Annotated in this window: 13 protein-coding genes; 6 read left to right on the top strand and 7 right to left on the bottom strand. The window is 71.0% G+C overall.

Features of this window, described 5'->3' with window-relative positions:
* The first annotated feature begins 115 nt into the window (after window positions 1-115).
* The gene (locus ACWIHY_RS03145) at window positions 116-1,144 is read left to right on the top strand and encodes a LacI family DNA-binding transcriptional regulator (RefSeq protein WP_454373804.1); all 1,029 of its coding nucleotides are present in this window, start codon (window positions 116-118) and stop codon (window positions 1,142-1,144) included.
* A gap of 36 nt (window positions 1,145-1,180) precedes the next feature.
* On the opposite strand, the gene ACWIHY_RS03140 is transcribed toward ACWIHY_RS03145, so the two are convergent.
* The gene (locus tag ACWIHY_RS03140; protein ID WP_454373803.1) at window positions 1,181-3,958 is read right to left on the bottom strand and encodes a glycosyl hydrolase; all 2,778 of its coding nucleotides are present in this window, start codon (window positions 3,956-3,958) and stop codon (window positions 1,181-1,183) included.
* Between the two features lie 181 nt (window positions 3,959-4,139).
* Complete coding sequence (locus ACWIHY_RS03135) at window positions 4,140-5,024, bottom strand: oxygenase MpaB family protein (protein ID WP_454373802.1); 885 nt, start codon at window positions 5,022-5,024, stop codon at window positions 4,140-4,142.
* A gap of 299 nt (window positions 5,025-5,323) precedes the next feature.
* Between ACWIHY_RS03135 and sph the strand changes: the two genes are divergently transcribed.
* From sph to ACWIHY_RS03120, 3 genes are all read left to right on the top strand, one after another.
* Window positions 5,324-6,334: a sphingomyelin phosphodiesterase gene (sph, locus tag ACWIHY_RS03130; protein WP_454373801.1), complete on the top strand. Its 1,011-nt coding sequence runs from the start codon at window positions 5,324-5,326 to the stop codon at window positions 6,332-6,334.
* A 91-nt stretch (window positions 6,335-6,425) separates the two neighbouring features.
* Complete coding sequence (locus ACWIHY_RS03125) at window positions 6,426-7,412, top strand: cation diffusion facilitator family transporter (RefSeq protein ID WP_454373800.1); 987 nt, start codon at window positions 6,426-6,428, stop codon at window positions 7,410-7,412.
* Window positions 7,413-7,563: 151 nt separating this feature from the next.
* Window positions 7,564-7,845 (top strand): hypothetical protein, encoded by a 282-nt coding sequence (locus ACWIHY_RS03120; protein ID WP_454373799.1) that lies wholly within the window; start codon window positions 7,564-7,566, stop codon window positions 7,843-7,845.
* Here the strand turns inward: ACWIHY_RS03120 and ACWIHY_RS03115 are convergent.
* Window positions 7,823-8,302, bottom strand: coding sequence for a macro domain-containing protein (locus ACWIHY_RS03115; RefSeq protein WP_454373798.1), 480 nt, complete (start codon window positions 8,300-8,302; stop codon window positions 7,823-7,825). The genes ACWIHY_RS03120 and ACWIHY_RS03115 overlap by 23 nt on opposite strands.
* Window positions 8,303-8,469: 167 nt before the next feature.
* On the opposite strand from ACWIHY_RS03115, the gene ACWIHY_RS03110 reads away from it, so the two are divergent.
* Window positions 8,470-9,198 carry a MerR family transcriptional regulator gene (locus ACWIHY_RS03110; protein ID WP_454373797.1) on the top strand — a complete coding sequence of 243 codons (729 nt, stop codon included), beginning with the start codon at window positions 8,470-8,472 and terminating at the stop codon, window positions 9,196-9,198.
* A 124-nt stretch (window positions 9,199-9,322) separates the two neighbouring features.
* Here the strand turns inward: ACWIHY_RS03110 and ACWIHY_RS03105 are convergent, their stop codons facing one another.
* The 4 genes from ACWIHY_RS03105 to ACWIHY_RS03090 all read right to left on the bottom strand — a co-directional run bounded on the left by ACWIHY_RS03105 (window position 9,323) and on the right by ACWIHY_RS03090 (window position 15,144).
* Window positions 9,323-11,497, bottom strand: a complete 2,175-nt coding sequence (locus ACWIHY_RS03105; protein ID WP_454373796.1) for a 3-hydroxyacyl-CoA dehydrogenase NAD-binding domain-containing protein — start codon at window positions 11,495-11,497, stop codon at window positions 9,323-9,325.
* Between the two features lie 35 nt (window positions 11,498-11,532).
* Complete coding sequence (locus ACWIHY_RS03100; protein WP_454373795.1) at window positions 11,533-12,747, bottom strand: acetyl-CoA C-acetyltransferase; 1,215 nt, start codon at window positions 12,745-12,747, stop codon at window positions 11,533-11,535.
* A gap of 62 nt (window positions 12,748-12,809) precedes the next feature.
* On the bottom strand, window positions 12,810-13,952 hold the full coding sequence (locus tag ACWIHY_RS03095) for an acyl-CoA dehydrogenase family protein (RefSeq protein WP_454373794.1): 1,143 nt from the start codon (window positions 13,950-13,952) through the stop codon (window positions 12,810-12,812).
* A 43-nt stretch (window positions 13,953-13,995) separates the two neighbouring features.
* Window positions 13,996-15,144: a CaiB/BaiF CoA transferase family protein gene (locus ACWIHY_RS03090; RefSeq protein ID WP_454373793.1), complete on the bottom strand. Its 1,149-nt coding sequence runs from the start codon at window positions 15,142-15,144 to the stop codon at window positions 13,996-13,998.
* Window positions 15,145-15,281: 137 nt separating this feature from the next.
* On the opposite strand from ACWIHY_RS03090, the gene ACWIHY_RS03085 reads away from it, so the two are divergent.
* On the top strand, window positions 15,282-16,487 hold the full coding sequence (locus ACWIHY_RS03085; RefSeq protein WP_454373792.1) for a saccharopine dehydrogenase family protein: 1,206 nt from the start codon (window positions 15,282-15,284) through the stop codon (window positions 16,485-16,487).
* Window positions 16,488-16,528 lie beyond the last annotated feature (41 nt).

Raw genomic sequence — 16,528 nt, 5'->3', positions numbered from 1 at the left:
CACGAAGGGGCGGCGGCGTCCGCGTGCGAGTGACTGAAAGCGCTCTCACGCGGTCCTGGCTGCAGATATCCTCCCTCCCAGCAGCCCTCTCCCGAGCCGCCGAGGAGCGCCCGCCTTGCCCGAGCAGCCCGCTGGGTCCCGCCCCACTCTCGAAGCCGTAGCCGCCCGCGCCGGAGTCTCCCGGGCCACGGCCTCGCGTGTCGTCAACGGCGGTGCGGGCGTGCGGCGGCCGCTGGCCGACAAGGTGCGGGAAGCCGTCGAGGAGCTGGGGTACGTCCCGAACCAGGCGGCCAGGTCCCTCGTCACGCGGCAGAGCGGCGCGGTCGCCGTGATCATCGCCGAGCCGGAGTTCAGGATCTTCTCGGACCCCTTCTTCGAGCAGCAGGTGCGCGGCATCAGCAGGGAACTGACGGCGAACGACTCGCAGTTGGTCCTCCTGTGGGTGGAGGGGCCCGGCGACTACGACCGGATCTCCCGCTACCTGGCGGGCGGCCATGTCGACGGCGCGCTCGCCTTCTCGCTGCACAACGACGACGGACTGCCCGCCCTCATCCGCCGTACCAAGGTCCCGACCGTCTTCGGCGGCCGTCCCGGCTCCGGTGCGGCCGCCGTCCCGTACGTCGACTGCGACAACCGGGGCGGCGCCCGGACCGCCGTACGCCATCTCGTGGGCCTCGGCCGGGAACGCGTGGCGCACATCGCCGGCCCCCGCGACCAGACCTCCGCCCTCGACCGCGCCGACGGCTACCGCGACGTACTGTTCGACGCCGATCCCGCCCTGACCGCGCAGGGCGACTTCACCGAGGACAGCGGTGCGCGCGCCATGGCGGAACTGCTGGCGCGCAGGCCGGATCTGGATGCCGTCTTCGCCGCGAACGACCTGATGGCGGCGGGAGCGCTGCGGGTGCTGCGGGAGCGGGGGCGGCGGGTGCCGGATGAGATCGCGCTCGTCGGGTTCGACGACGTGGCACGCGTCGCCGAATCGGCCCAGCCCCCGCTGACCACGGTCCGCCAGGACATCGAGGGGATGGGGCGGCTGATGGTCAGGCTGCTGATGCGGGTCCTGAGCGAGGGTGCCGGGGACGGCGACGCGCCGGCCTCGGTGATCATGCCGACCGAGCTGGTGCGGCGGGCCTCGGCCTGAACGGCCGGGACCCGCCGCGTGGGGGGTGCGGTCCGGTTACTGGAAGGGGATCACCAGCACCGAATCGCCCGTTCCGGTGCGGAGCTTGGCCGTGCCGTTGCCGATGGCGCTCCACACTTCGAGGCGTACGGTGCCTCCCTTGAGATCACCGAGCGTGCCGGTGGCCGACTTGAGGCCGCGCGCCTGGGTGTACTCCTCCCAGCCCGCGACCGGGTCGGTCGCGAAGTACTGGTAGGTCTCCGTCCGCTCGTACGTGCCGTCGCCCGTCAGGTCGTAGCTGACGCGGGCCTGCTGGCCGAGGCCGACCGTGGTGCCCGCGTCGACCTGGAGGCGGAAGGCCGTCGGCGTACCTGACTTGAGCGTGCCGTTGACCCCCTTGGCGGTGTACGTCAGCGGCTGGTGCGGGGTGCCGTCGTGGTTGGCGCCGCCCGCCGAGGCGATGGTGTCGGTGGCGGCGGTGGTTCCGGTGGTGGTGGTGAGGGCGCCGCCGGTGCGCAGCTGGAAGGTGTTGCCGGTGGGCGGTTCGGGGTCCGGGTCCGGGTCGGTGCCGCCGGTGCCGGTGCCCGTCGCTGTCGAGCGGGCCGGGACGGTGAGCTTCCCGCCGTCCGAGAAGGTCACCGTACGGGCGGTGGAGGTGTGGTTGTGGGCGGCGTACGTCCGTACCGTGCCCCTGGTGAAGACGGCGGACGTCGGGATGTCGCCGCTCACGGTCGCGTCGGGTGCGCCGAGCGTGTCGAGCGTGCTGATCCAGTGGTAGGTGTGCGCCTTGGACTCCCCCTGCTCGGGGGTGTAGGAGCCGTTTCCGGCGTCCCACTTGGCCTTGGCGGCGGCCGGGTCGGCGAGCGACTGGAACTCCCACAGGATGTCGCGCCATTCGACGGCGGGTCCGCCGTTCTCGCGTTCCATCTCGGCGAGGTTGCGCCGGATGGCGGCCTTCTCACCGCCCAGGTGCAGTGAACCACCGGTCACCGGGAGGACGTTGATGCCGTGGATCTCCTCCGGGGTGGCCGTCCACCAGGTGGCGTATGCCCCGCCGCTCCCCCACACCATGCCGACCGTGTCGTGGCCGAAGGAGGACGGGAAGACCTGCTCGTCGGCGTCGAACCAGTATTGGGCGATCGCCTCGGACTCGGTGGTCAGGAGGTACGTGCCGAGGTCGCGCAGGGCCGTGTCACCGGTGGCCGCGCCCCAGAGGACGAGTCCTGCGCTGAGGTTGGTGGACTCCGACGACGACTCCTGGTTGTTGCCCGCCGCGAAGCCCTGGTGGCCGGAGGCCCAGCTGTGGCCGGCGTACACGTCGAAACCGCGCAGGAAGGGGAAGGCGGTGTCCGTGCGGCTGGGGTTGGCGGCGTCCCGTACGAGCGTCTTGACCATGCCGCCCCACGCGGAGTCGGCGGCCCAGGCCGGGTCGTACTGGGCGACGATCGCTGCCGCGTAGACGTAGTAGCTGTAGTGGAAGTGGTGGTCGTTGAGCTCGGTGTCGCTGCCGTACGACGCCGGGTAGCCGGTCAGTGTCTTCCAGGTCTTGTCGTACGAGAACTCGTTGGCACCGCCGGCCGTGAACCAGTCCTGGAGGCGGCCCTTCATCAGGCCGAGAAGCTTGTCGCGGACGGCGGTCTCACCGATCTGGTCGGCGACCGGTACGAGCTGGGCGAGGCGGCCCAGCGCCTTCCCGGTCCAGTAGGTGTCGGTGGCGCCCGAGAACGGGTCGGCGGCGTTCGCCGCCTCGTTCAGATAGCCCCTGAGCCGGGCCTTGTCGACGCCGCTCGACTGCGGCAGGGCGGGGAGCACACCGGAGGCCCGCTGGCTGGTGGTGAAGGAGGCACCCTCGCGGACCTTCATCGTGCCGCGCGGCGAGACGTACGTGTACGGGGTGAGCGGGTCGGAGGTGTGCAGCCACTGGTGGCGGTAGAGCGCCTGGAGCGTGCCCGTCTCGCTGCCCTCCTTCGCCTCGGTGGTGAGGGCGTACGTCGCCCTGACCGTGCCGCCGGTGGAGCTCCAGCTCGCCTTCGATCCGGTGACGAAGCTGTACGCGTACTTCTTGTACGTCGCCAGGGCGTCGGTGGAGGGCAGCACGGCGAGCGAGAAGTAGTCCTTGGCGCCGAGGCCGGCGGTGAGCGTGGAGCCGGCGATGTTCCAGTCGCTGCCGGTCGGCGCGAAGAGGGCGTAGTGGTGGCCGGCGACGGTGATGCCGAGGACGTTGCCCTGGTCGGCGAAGACGGTGGGAGCCGCGGCGGTGGTGATCTGGGCGCCGGCGCCCGAGCCCTTGGCGTACACGAAGGGCAGGCCGTGACCGATGGTGGTGCGCAGTGTGCGGGCGCCGTCGGACCAGTAGGGGGTCACGGTCCAGTCGGACCAGTCGTCGGCCTTGGTGTCCGGGGAGTTGAGGCCGGTCAGGCCGAGCGTGAGGTCGCGCTTGTGGGCGTACTCGTACTGGCGGCCCTCACCGACGACGGCGGGGGTGGTCGGGTAGCCGACTTCCAGGCCGGCGGCGGTGGCCTGGTAGGTGAGCGGGTGGCCGTACATGGGCGTGGAGTGCGGGTTGTCGCCGTACCGCTGGAAGGCGAGGGAGGACCACCAGTCGTTGGTGGGGAGCGGCTTGTCCTTCGCGGCCGGGGTGAGTTTGGGGGTGACGGGTGTGCCGGTGTTGGTGGTGGGGCCCGAGGTTCCGGCGGGGCGGACGTCTGAGTAGCTGCCGGACCCGACGGGGATGGTGGCAGCGGCCGCCGGAGTGGCGGCCGAGCCGAGGCCGAGGGCGGTCAGGGCGGAGACGAGGAGGAGGGCGGAGGCGGTTCTCGAGGGAGGAGCTGGCATGGACGGCACCTCTGATGGTGGGGGAAGGGCGTCCGAGAGCGCTCTCAGATAGCAGGGAACGTAAAACTCATGAAACACACGTGTCAATACATATGACACAGACGGGAGTTGGGGGCACCTCCGACCGTCGCGCGTTCAAGTGTTGACGGGAGCGGGCGGGCGGGAGCATGCTCCGAGTGGATTACTGAGAGCGCTCTCGGTCGACTGGGGCGACCTGATGGCGGTGCCGCGCCCTGGCCTCGCGCGCCAGGGGCAGATAGCGCAGCCGCTCGGGCAGCAGCGGCACCAGGATGCGCACGACGCGGCTGAACCGGCGCAATCTGCGCTCCTGTACGTCGCTCCACTCCAGCCCCAGCGCCTCGCGCGCGTCCGGCGGCATGTAGCCGACGGTGACGAACGCCCGGAAGCGGGCCAGCGGCGGCAGCAGAACCGGCCACAGTACGCGCAGGACGAGACGCAGCGGCAGCGGTCCCCGGTCGGGGGCGGGCACCGGGGCGTCGGTGGCGATCAGTTCGCGCACGACGACAGTCGGTTCCAGCTCCTCGGACAGCATCTTGCGGTAGTACGGCCAGAACTCCTCGACGGTCAGCGGCATGTCCCGGTCGTTGATGCCGAGGATGCGGCCGACCTGGAGCCACTCCGCGTACAGCTGCCGCTCCTGCGCCTCGGTGAGCGGCCGCCAGAGATGGCGCAGCGCGTGCTGGTAGCAGGGGAAGCCGGTCGCGTGGACCCAGGAGTAGTGGGCCGGGTCGAGGGCGTGGTAGGGGCGGCCGTGGGCATCAACGCCCTGAATGGTCTTGTGGAGCTGCCGGAGCCGGCGGCCCTCCTCGGCGCCCGCCCCCGCTCCGTACACCCACAGCTGTACGGAGCGCAGCGAGCGCTCGCCGCGTCCCCACGGGTCCGTGCGGAAGACGGAGTGCTGGTCGACGCCGGCGCCGACGGCGGGGCGGGCGACCTGCAGGGTGAGCGCGGCGGGCAGCATGAGCAGCGCGCGCACGTCACCGGCGACGGACCACAGGACGCCGCCGGGCGGAGGCGGCGCGGGGTCCCGCTCACTGATCTCCATGCTTCCAGTATGCGATTCCGGTTCTGGCGGCGGCGGTACCGGATGCGGGCGGCGGCAGCCCCTCGGTGCCGGCAGTTTCCTCCCGCTCCCCCGCATGCCGCGAGGTCGTCGCAGGCGAGGTCGCCCCAGGGCCTCGCGTGGGCGGTCGCGCAGGCGCACCCGGCTCGCCGGCAGGGGGAGTTGGGGAGATCGTGTGCCTCCTGCAAGACATTCGCCGCCCAATGGCTACCGGAAGGTAACTCCGGCTGATTTGATGTGCCGCGCCGGACCCTTGCCCCCCACCCTCAACGGGAGTCCCAGTGCCGCACTCCGCCCTCCGCCGCACCCCTGGCGCAGCCCTGGCCACCGCACTCGCGGCCGCCACACTGGCCGCTACAGCACCGGGGGCTTCCGCCGCCCCGGTCGCGGCATCCACCTCCGGCTCCGTCGCGGTGCCGTCGTTGAAGGTGCTGTCGTACAACACCTTCCTCTTCAGCAAGAACCTCTACCCGAACTGGGGCCAGGACCACCGCGCGAAGGCCATACCGGCGGCCTCCTTCTTCCAGGGCAACGACGTCGTCGTCATCCAGGAGGCCTTCGACAACGGCGCCTCCGACGCCCTGAAGAGCAACGCCGCGGCGCAGTACCCGCACCAGACGCCGGTCATGGGCCGCAGCCGGACCGGCTGGGACGCCACCGGCGGGTCGTACTCCTCGACGACGCCGGAGGACGGCGGGGTCGCGGTCCTCAGCAAGTGGCCGGTCGTGCGCAAGGAGCAGTACGTCTACAAGGACGCGTGCGGCGCCGACTGGTACTCCAACAAGGGCTTCGTGTACGCCGTACTGGACGTGAACGGCACCAAGGTCCACGTCGTCGGCACGCACGCCCAGTCGACCGACCCGGGCTGCGGCGCGGGCGAGGCCGCCCAGATGCGCAGCCGGCAGTTCAAGGCGATCGACACCTTCCTCGACGGCAAGAGCATCCCCGCCTCCGAGCAGGTCGTCGTCGCGGGTGACTTCAATGTCGACTCGCACAGCCCCGAGTACGCCACGATGCTGTCCGACGGCGGCCTGACCGGCGAGGACGCGCGTACCGGTCACCCCTACTCCTTCGACACGGCCGACAACTCGATCGCCTCCGAGCGCTACCCGGACGACCCGCGCGAGGACCTCGACTACGTTCTGCACCGCGCCGGGCACGTGAAGCCCGCGGGCTGGACGAACGAGGTGATCAAGGAGCAGAGCGCGCCCTGGACCGTCTCCAGCTGGGGCAAGCAGTACACGTACACGAATCTGAGCGACCACTACCCGGTGGTGGCCGGCGGCCGCTGATCCGGCGCTGCAGTCGCGAGCGGTTCGCACCTGGTCACGGGCGGTTTTTCGGCAGTGGCCGCAGGGGAGTCGGTGTGCCACGGTGGTGGACATGACGGGTCACGGGCATGGTCGCGGACACGGACACGCACATCACCATCACGGTCATCAGAACCGGATCGACTCCGCGCTGGAAGGGTCGGCGGCGGGGCTGCGGACCCTCTGGTTCTCCTTCGGCGTCCTGGCGGCGACCACCGTCGCCCAGGCCGTGGTCGCCGCCCTGTCCGGCTCGGTCGCGCTCCTCGGTGACACCGTCCACAACGCCACCGACGCCCTGACCGCGCTCCCCCTCGCCGTCGCCTTCCTGTTGGGGCGACGCGCGGCGACCCGCCGCTACACCTACGGCTTCGGGCGGGCCGAGGATCTGGCGGGCGTGTTCGTGGTGCTCGTGATCGCCGCGTCCGCGGTGTTCGCCGGGTACGAGGCGGTACGGCGCCTGCTCGATCCGCAGGAGGTCAGCCACCTCCCGGCCGTGGCCGCGGCCGGCCTGATCGGCTTCGCGGGGAACGAGTGGGTGGCGCGGGCCCGTATCCGTACCGGCAAGAAGATCGGCTCCGCCGCTCTCGTCGCCGACGGGCTCCACGCCCGCACCGACGGCTTCACCTCCCTCGCCGTGCTGCTGGGCGCGGGCGGCTCGGCGCTCGGCTGGCGTTACGCCGACCCAGTGATCGGGCTGGTGATCACGGCCGCGATCGTGCTGGTGCTGCGCGGCGCGGTCCGGGAGGTCTGGCACCGGCTGATGGACGCGGTCGACCCGGCGCTGGTGGACGAGGCCGAGCACGCGCTGTCCCATGTCGAGGGCGTGCGGGCCGTGGGCGCCGTACGCATGCGATGGATCGGCCACAGTCTGCGCGCCGAGACGTCGGTGGTGGTCGACCCCGACCTGACGGTGGTCCAGGCGCACGCGGTCGCGGTGGCGGCGGAGCACGCGCTGCTGCACGCGGTGGGCCGACTGGCCGGCGCCACGGTCCACGTGGACCACGCCCCGCAGTCGGCCGCTCAAGACCCGCACGCGCCTCTGGCGCACCACTTCGCCTGACGCGCCCTTCCCGACCGTTGTCCAGGTGCCACGCCGGGCGGCGCGCGCTCCTTGGCGGCATGCACCCGAACGAGTTCAGGGACGCAACGCACAGTACTGGTAACTCAGCGTGAGTATGCGGATGTCTGCCGGATCTGCCTTGGGGGATGCCGTGATTGCCGGTCCGATCGAAGTGGGTCCCGACGACGCGCGCTATGACGCGCTGCACCGGGGGTTCAACCAGCGCTGGATCGCCACACCGGACTACGTCGTGGTGGCCACCACGGCGGACGAGGTGGTGGCGGCGCTAGCTCGCCGAGTTCGTCGGCAACCGGCCAACCGCGAGCGCCGGATCACCGTGCGCTCGGGCGGTCACTGCTACGAGGCAGCGAGCAGCGGGACGGCCGGCGCCGACCCCTTGGGCAGGCCGCTCAGTCGTGGTCGTAGACCGTGACCGCGATGCCCCGAGCCACCAGCCGCTCCCCTATCAGCGGCTCGATCCGCGACCACTTCCCGCCCGCGAGCCCGCAGCCGATGCGTGGCATGTGGACCGACGCTTCCAGCTCGGCCGCCTTGGCCGCCACGGCCTCCAGCGCCGTGTCGATCGCGTCGTAACGGACCGGCACGCCCTTGCTGCCGGTCCGCATGCCGCGCTGGCCCACCATGTTGGCCACCCATAGGTACGGCGGCCCGGCCGGTACGAACTGGACCGCGCCCAGGCCGAAGCCGTTGGCGGCCCGCTCTCGGTGCCAGCGCCGGTAGGCCGCCTCCGGCTCGGGCCAGCGGCGGGACAGCGCGAGCACGAAGCCCTTGCCCCAGCCGCCCAGGTCGTTGCAGACATGCGCGATGATCTTGACGCCCTTGCCCTGCGGCGCGGTGGCGTCCCCCCGTACGTATCTGATCCCGGACATGGCACCACCGTACGGTCCGCCACTGACAGTCGGGCTTCGGCGGCGTAGGGGCGGCGATCTCGTCCGCGCGCTTTCACAACACTGGTGAGACAGCAATACTGTTGCACTGCAGCGCAGCACGGAGGCTGGTTCAGCCGGTGCACAGCAGTGGGAAGCGAGGCGCAGTCATGACGACGGACACCGAGGAGCCGACGCTTACGGTGGACGAGCTGGCCGCACGAGCCGGGGTCACGGTGCGTACGGTCCGCTTCTACAGCACGCGCGGTCTGCTCCCGCCGCCGGTGATCGGCCCGCGCCGCGTGGGTCACTACGGGCCCGCCCACCTGTCCCGCCTGGCGCTCATCGAGGAGCTCCAGCACCACGGCATGACGCTCGCGGCGATCGAGCGCTACCTGGAGCAGTTGCCGGCCGACCTGAGCGCTCACGATCTCGCGATCCACCGTGCGCTGGTGGCCAGCTGGGCGCCGGACTCGGCGGAGGACGCGACCCGGGCGGAGCTCGAACGCCGGGCGGGGCGGCCGCTGTCCGAGGAGGACATCGACCGGCTGGCCGCGATGGAGGTCCTGGAGCGCGCGGACTCCCCCGACACCTATCGCGTCGACCCGGGGCTGCTGGCCCTCGGCGTACAGCTCCTCGGCGTTCCCATAGCCCACGAGACGATCCTCGCGGCCCGCGCGATCCTGCTGGAGCACACGCGGTCGGTGGCGCACGCGCTGGCGAACCTCTTCAAGGACGAGGTGTGGGGTCCGTACCGCGAGCGTGAGTCGGACCCTGAGCACGTGAAGGCGATGAAGTCGCTGTCGGCTCACATGCAGCCGATGGTGGTGCAGGCGCTGGTGACGGCTTTTCAGCGGTCACTGAAGGAGGAGCTGCGGGCGGCGTTCACGGCCGAGTGATCCGGGGCTCCGCCCGGACCCCGGGCCTCGAACGCCCGAGGGGCTGAGAGCTGCCGCCGAGCGGGAGGTTTCCCGCTCGGCGCCACATCCAGCCTGCCCGGCGTCCGAGGCCCCGGGGGCAGGGTTACGCGTCGCTGAACTTCTCGCCCCGCTCCGCCTTTTCCACCAGCAGCGCCGGCGGCGTGAAGCGCTCGCCGTACGTCGCCGCCAGTTCGCGCGCCCGGGCCACGAAGCCGGGCAGACCGCCCTCGTAGCCGTTGATGTACTGGATCGCGCCGCCCGTCCAGGCCGGGAAGCCGATGCCCATGATGGAGCCGATGTTGGCGTCGGCGACCGACGTCAGTACGCCCTCCTCGAAGCAGCGGACCGTGTCCAGCGCCTCGGAGAAGAGCATCCGCTCCTTCATCTCGGTGAAGGGAATCCCGGCACCCGGCTTCGTGAAGTGCTCGCGCAGTCCGGGCCACAGGCGCGTGCGCCTGCCGTCCTCGCCGTACTCGTAGAAGCCCGCCCCGCCGCTTCGGCCCGTACGCCCGAACTCGTCGACCATGCGGTCGATGACCGCGTCCGACGGGTGCCCCGGCCACGTGCCGCCGGCCTCCTCGACCGCGCGCTTCGTCTCGTTGCGGATCTTGCGCGGGAGGGTGAGGGTCAGCTCGTCCATGAGGGAGAGGACCTTCGCCGGGTAGCCGGCCTGCGCCGCCGCCTGCTCGACGGACGCGGGCTCGATGCCCTCGCCGACCATCGCGACGCCCTCGTTGATGAACTGGCCGATGACCCGCGAGGTGAAGAAGCCGCGCGAGTCGTTGACGACGATCGGCGTCTTCTTGATCTGGCGGACGAGGTCGAACGCGCGCGCCAGCGCCTCGTCGCCGGTCTGCTCGCCCTTGATGATCTCGACGAGCGGCATCTTGTCGACGGGCGAGAAGAAGTGCAGCCCGATGAAGTCGACGGGACGCGAGACACCCTCGGCGAGGCCGGTGATGGGGAGCGTGGAGGTGTTGGAGCACAACAGCGCGTCCGGCTCGACGATGTCCTGGATCTCCTGGAACACCTTGTGCTTGAGCGAGGTGTCCTCGAACACCGCCTCGATCACGGCGTCGCAGCCCGCCAGGTCCGCGGGATCGGCGGTCGGCGTGATCAGGGCGAGCAGCGCGTCCCGCTTCGCCTCGGTCGTACGACCGCGCGACAGGGCCTTCGCGAGCAGCTTCTCGGAGTATGCCTTGCCCTTGGCCGCGGCCTCGGCCGTCACGTCCTTGAGGACGACCTCGATACCGGCGCGGGCGCAGGAGTACGCGATGCCAGCGCCCATCATCCCGGCGCCGAGGACGGCGACCTTGCGGACGGGGCGGGGCTCGATGCCCTTGGGGCGGTTCGCGCCGGAGTTGACGGCCTGGAGGTCGAAGAAGAACGCCTGGATCATGTTCTTGGCGATCTGCCCGGTGACCAGCTCGGTGAAGTACCGCGCCTCGATGGTCAGCGCGGTCTCGAAGTCGACCTGCGAGCCCTCGACGGCCGCCGCGAGGATGTTGCGCGGGGCCGGGTAGGGGGCGCCGGCCGTCTGCTTCTTGAGGCTGGCCGGAAAGGCGGGGAGGTTGGCGGCGAAGCGGGGGCTGGACGGGGTGCCGCCGGGGATCTTGTAGCCCTTGACGTCCCAGGGCTGGTGGGACTCGGGGTTCGCGTCGATGAAGGCGCGGGCCTTGGCGAGCATCTCGTCGGGCGTGGCGGCGAGTTCGTGGACCAGGCCGTTCTCCAGAGCGCGCTGCGGGTTGTACTGGGTGCCCTGGAGCAGAACCTTGAGGAGCGCGTCCGCGATGCCCATCAGACGCACCGTACGGGTGACTCCGCCGCCCGCCGGGAGCAGGCCGAGCGTGACCTCGGGCAGGCCGATCTTCGAGCCGGGCGCGTCGAGGGCGACGCGGTGGTGGCAGGCGAGGGCGATCTCGTAACCGCCGCCGAGAGCCGCGCCGTTGATGGCGGCGACGACGGGCTTGCCGAGGGTCTCGATGCGGCGCAGGGATGCCTTGATCGCCGTACCGGTGTCGAAGGCCTGCTGGGCGTTCTCCGGACCGACCTTGATCATGTCCTTGAGGTCGCCGCCCGCGAAGAAGGTCTTCTTGGCGGAGGTGAAGATGATGCCGCGGATGGAGTCCTTCTCGGCCTCCGCGCGGTCGGCGATGGCGGCGATGGAGTCCTTGAACGCCTGGTTCATGGTGTTCGCGGACTGGTTGGGATCGTCGAGGACGAGGGTGACGACACCGGTCTCGTCCTGTTCCCAGCGGATGGTGGTGCTCTCGCTCATGAGTTTTCTTCTCCGTAAGGGGTGGGACGGGACGGTCAGAGACGCTCGATGACGGTGGCGATGCCCATGCCGCCGCCGACGCACAGGGTGGCCAGGCCGTACCGCTGGTCGCGGCGCTCCAGCTCGTCGATGAGCGTGCCGAGGATCATCGCGCCGGTGGCGCCCAGCGGGTGGCCCATGGCGATGGCGCCGCCGTTGACGTTGACCTTGTCGAGGGAGATGCCCATGTCCCTGACGAAGCGCAGGACGACACCGGCGAACGCCTCGTTGATCTCGACCAGGTCGATGTCGTCGATCGTCAGGCCGGCCTTGGCGAGTGCCTTGCGGGTGGCCGGCGCGGGGCCCGTCAGCATGATCGTCGGCTCGGAGCCGGACACGGCGGCCGAGACAATACGGGCGCGGGGCGTCAGGCCGTAGCGCTCGCCGACCTCGCGGGAGCCGATCGCGACGAGCGAGGCGCCGTCCACGATGCCGGAGGAGTTGCCCGCGTGGTGGACGTGGTCGATCTTCTCGACCCAGTGGTACTTCTGGAGCGCCACGGCGTCGAAGCCGCCGTGCTCGCCGATCATCTCGAAGGACGGCTTGAGCGCGGCCAGGGAATCGGCCGTGGTCCCCGGGCGCATGTGCTCGTCGTGGTCCAGGACGGTCAGGCCGTTGCGGTCCTTCACAGGCACGACGGAGCGGTTGAAGCGGCCGTCCTTCCACGCCTCGGCGGCCCGCTCCTGGGAGAGCGCGGCGTACTCGTCGACGTCGCGCCGCGAGTAGCCCTCAAGGGTGGCGATGAGGTCGGCGCCGATGCCCTGGGGGACGAAGCCGGTCTCGTAGTTCGTCATGGGGTCGGCGAACCAGGCGCCGCCGTCCGAGGCCATCGGGACGCGCGACATGGACTCCACGCCGCCTGCGAGGACCAGGTCCTCCCAGCCCGAGCGGACCTTCATCGCGGCCATGTTGACGGCTTCGAGGCCGGAGGCACAGAAGCGGTTCTCCTGTACGCCCGCGACCGTGTCCGGCAGTCCGGCGGCGATGGCGGCGATCCGGGCGATGTCCGATCCCTGGTCACCGACGGGGCCGACGACACCCAGCACGATGTCGTCGATGGCGGCCGGGTCCAGGTCGGGGAAACGGCGGCGGATCTCGTGGATGAGGCCGACGACGAGGTCGATCGGCTTGGTTCCGTGCAGGGCGCCATTGGCCTTGCCGCGTCCGCGCGGGGTGCGGATCGCGTCGTACACAAACGCTTCGGTACTCAAGACAGCAGCCTTTCGAGGGGTACGGAGAGAGAAGTCGGGGGCGAACTGAGGTCGGGCGAGGGTCAGGCGAGCAGCGAGCGGCCGATGATTTCCTTCATGATCTCGGTCGTGCCGCCGTAGATCGTCTGGATACGGCCGTCGGTGAAGGCCTTGGCGACGCGGTATTCGCTCATGTAGCCGTAGCCGCCGTGGAGCTGCAGGCAGCGGTCGGCGACGCGCTTCTGGAGTTCGGTGGCCCACCACTTGGCCATCGACGCGTGAACGGCGTCGAGTTCCCCGTTCGAGTGATCGACGATGCAGCGGTCGAGGAACGTACGGGTGACGGCGCACTCGGTGGCCATCTCCGCGATCTCGAAGCGGATGTGCTGGAGCTTGGACAGCGGACGCCCGAACGCCTCACGCTCCTTGACGTACGTCGTGGTGATCTCCAGGAGGTACTCAGCGGCGGCGATCCCGGCTACCGCGATGCCCATGCGCTCCTGGGCGAGGTTGGTCATCAGATGGATGAAGGCGCCGTTCGGCTCCCCGAGCAGGTTCTCCTTGGGGACGCGTACGTCGTTGAAGAACAGTTCGGCGGTGTCCTGGGACTTCTGGCCGATCTTGTCGAGATTGCGCCCGCGCTCGAAGCCCTCGGCGCCGCGCCCGACGACGAGCAGGGACAGGCCCTTGGCGCCGCCCTCGGGAGAGGTCTTGGCGACGACGATCACCAGGTCGGCGAGGATGCCGTTGGAGATGAAGGTCTTCGAGCCGTTGAGCAGCCAGTGGTCGCCGCGGTCCTCAGCGGTCGTACGGATGCCCTGGAGGTCGGAGCCGGCGCCCGGTTCCGTCATCGCGATGGCGGTGATCGTCTCGCCCGTGCAGAAGCCGGGCAGCCAGCGCCGCTTCTGGTCCTCGGTGGCGAGGCCGGTGAGGTACGGGCCGATGATGTCGTTGTGCAGGCCGAGCGCGAGCCCGGCCGCGCCGGCCCGGGTGAACTCCTCGGCGAGTACGGCGCTGTACCGGAAGTCGGCGTTGCCGCCGCCCCCGTACTCCTCCGGTACGGCGAGACCGAGCAGTCCCTGCCTCCCCGCCGCCAGCCATGCCTCGCGGCTGACGATGCCGTCCTTCTCCCACTGCTCGTAGTACGGCGTCACCTCCTTCGCAAGGAAGGTGCGCACGGTCTCCCGGAACGCCTCGTGCTCCGCGGTGAAGATCTGACGTTTCAACTCTGCCTCCTGCGGCCGGCCCTTGACGGTTCGATCGGTTCCATCAGCCGTCGCCGTCCTGGCCGGCGGCTTTGGCGATGCTCGGTACGTCCCAGTCGCGCGCCACGTCGGCGGTGTGCGCGCCGGGTCTGGCGGGCGGGCTGTGCACGGCCCCCGGCGTGGCCGAGAAGCGCGGGGCGGGCGCCGGCTGCCTGATGCCGCCGTGGGTGATGAAGGTGGAGCGGGCGGCCAGGTGCGGGTGGGCGGGAGCCTCGCGCAGGGAGAGAACGGGGGCGACACAGGCGTCGGAGCCCTCGAAGACGGCGGTCCACTCGTCGCGGGTCCTCGTCCTGAAGCGGGCGGCGATCACGTCGCGCAGCTCGCCCCAGCGGGCCATGTCGGCGCGGGCCCGCGCGTCGGCCTCCTCGATGCCGAGAAGCCGGGTGAACTCGGCGTAGAACTGCTGCTCCAGCGCGCCCACCGCCATGTACTGGCCGTCGGAGGTCTCGTAGTTGCCGTAGAAGGGGCAGCCGCCGTCGAGCAGGTTCGACCCGCGCCGGTCCTGCCAGCCGCCGGCCGCCAGCATGCCGTGGATCATCGTGGCGAGATGGGCCGCGCCGTCGACGATCGCGGCGTCGACGACCTGGCCCGCGCCATCCTCGGAGCGGGCGTGCTGGAGTGCGGCCAGGATGCCGATGACGAGGTAGAGCGAGCCGCCCGCGTAGTCGCCGACGAGGTTCGCGGGGACGGTGGGCGGCTCGTCCGGCTCGCCGAACATGCCCAGGGTGCCGGTGAGCGCGATGTACGCGATGTCGTGCCCGGCGCGCTGCGCGAGCGGGCCGTCCTGGCCCCATCCCGTCATGCGCCCGTACACGAGCCGCGGGTTCCTCGCCAGGCACGCGTCGGGGCCGACACCGAGACGCTCGGCGACCCCGGGGCGGTAGCCCTCGATGAGTACGTCCGCGCGCTCGACGAGGTCGAGGACCTGGGCCGGACCGGCCGCCGACTTGAGGTCGACGATCACCGAGCGTTTGTTGCGGTTGGTGAGGTCGTACGCCGGATCGATGCCCAGCGCCGCGCCGCCCGGGCGGTCCACACGGACCACGTCGGCGCCGAGGTCGGCGAGAAGCATGGCGGCGAACGGGCCGGGACCGATTCCCGCCAGTTCCACCACGCGCACTCCGCGGAGCGGGCCGTTCCCTGTCACTGCCATCAAGCCAAGCCCCCAGCACTGTGACACAACTGATGTAACATCAATGATGCTAAGAACGTGTTCCACTCAGCACAAGCCTTTGGGACGAGCAAGCGCTTAGTTCTTTTTCCCGGGGATCACCGCTACCCTCTGCCCCCATGAGCGAGACGGTTCAACGCAGAGGCAGCACGGAGCGCCCGTACGACATCGTGCTCTTCGGGGCGACAGGCTTCGTCGGGGAGCTGACGGCGGAGTACCTCGCCGCGCACGCACCCGCCGACTGCCGTTGGGCGATCGCGGGCCGTACCCCCGCGAAGCTGGAGAAATTGCGCGAACGGCTCGTCGCGGTCAATCCGGCCTGTGCGACGCTCCCCATCCTGCACGCCGACTCCGGCGACCCGGCCTCGCTGCGGGAACTCGCCGCCCGCACTCGCGTGGTGGCGACGACCGTCGGCCCGTACGTCTGGTACGGCGAAGGGCTCGTCGCGGCCTGCGCCGACGCCGGCACGGACTACGCGGACCTGTCGGGCGAGCCGGAGTTCGCCGACCGGATGTATCTCGGGTACGACGTCCGGGCGCGGGAGACGGGGGCGCGGATCCTGCACGCCTGCGGCTTCGACTCCATCCCGCACGACCTCGGCGTGTACTTCACGGTCAAGCAGCTGCCGGAGGGCGTACCGCTGCGCGTCGACGGATTCGTCCGCTCCAACGCGATGTTCTCGGGCGGCACCTTCGCCTCCGCCATGACCGCGTTCGGGCGCGGGCGCCAGACGCTCCGGGCCGCCAGGGAGCGGCGGCTGTCCGAGCCCAGGCTCGTGGGGCGGCGGGCACGGGCCCCGATCGGCGCGCCGCGGCGCAGCCGCGAGACGGGGACCTGGGCGCTGCCGCTGGCGACCATCGACCCGCAGGTGGTGGCCCGTTCGGCGGCCGCGCTGGAGCGGTACGGACCGGACTTCCGCTACCGGCACTACGCGGGGGTGAAGTGGCTGCCGGTCGCGGCGGGCGGCGTGGCGGCGGTGGGAGCCGTGTTCGCGCTGGCCCAGATTCCGGCGGCGCGCACGTGGCTGATGAACCGGTACTCGGCGGGCTCGGGGCCCGATGAGGAGCGCAGGGGGCGGAGCTGGTTCACGGTGCGCTTCGTCGGCGAGGGCGGCGGGCGCCGGGTGTTCACCGAGGTGTCGGGCGGCGACCCCGGCTACGACGAGACGGCGAAGATGCTGGCCGAGTCGGTGCTGTGCCTGGCCTTCGACGAGCTGCCTCCGACGTCGGGGCAGGTGACGACGGCGGTGGCGATGGGTGACGCGCTGCTGGAGCGGCTGATGGCGGCCGGCGTGGGGTTCCGGGTCGCGGCCGTGCGCGGGTGAGACGGGGCGGCGGTGCGGTCGCGGTGGAACGATTCGCCACG

Source organism: Streptomyces sp. NPDC055287 (assembly GCF_053646035.1).
This window is presented reverse-complemented; position numbering and strand designations above follow the sequence as displayed.

Bases quoted from the DNA above. Each gene is read 5' to 3' on its own strand.
- ACWIHY_RS03110 (WP_454373797.1), top strand. From the start codon at position 8,470: ATGACGACGGACACCGAGGAGCCGACGCTTACGGTGGACGAGCTGGCC.
- ACWIHY_RS03125 (WP_454373800.1), top strand. From the start codon at position 6,426: ATGACGGGTCACGGGCATGGTCGCGGACACGGACACGCACATCACCAT.
- ACWIHY_RS03085 (WP_454373792.1), top strand. From the start codon at position 15,282: ATGAGCGAGACGGTTCAACGCAGAGGCAGCACGGAGCGCCCGTACGAC.
- ACWIHY_RS03140 (WP_454373803.1), bottom strand. From the start codon at position 3,958: ATGCCAGCTCCTCCCTCGAGAACCGCCTCCGCCCTCCTCCTCGTCTCC.
- ACWIHY_RS03115 (WP_454373798.1), bottom strand. From the start codon at position 8,302: ATGTCCGGGATCAGATACGTACGGGGGGACGCCACCGCGCCGCAGGGC.
- ACWIHY_RS03135 (WP_454373802.1), bottom strand. From the start codon at position 5,024: ATGGAGATCAGTGAGCGGGACCCCGCGCCGCCTCCGCCCGGCGGCGTC.
- ACWIHY_RS03090 (WP_454373793.1), bottom strand. From the start codon at position 15,144: ATGGCAGTGACAGGGAACGGCCCGCTCCGCGGAGTGCGCGTGGTGGAA.
- ACWIHY_RS03105 (WP_454373796.1), bottom strand. From the start codon at position 11,497: ATGAGCGAGAGCACCACCATCCGCTGGGAACAGGACGAGACCGGTGTC.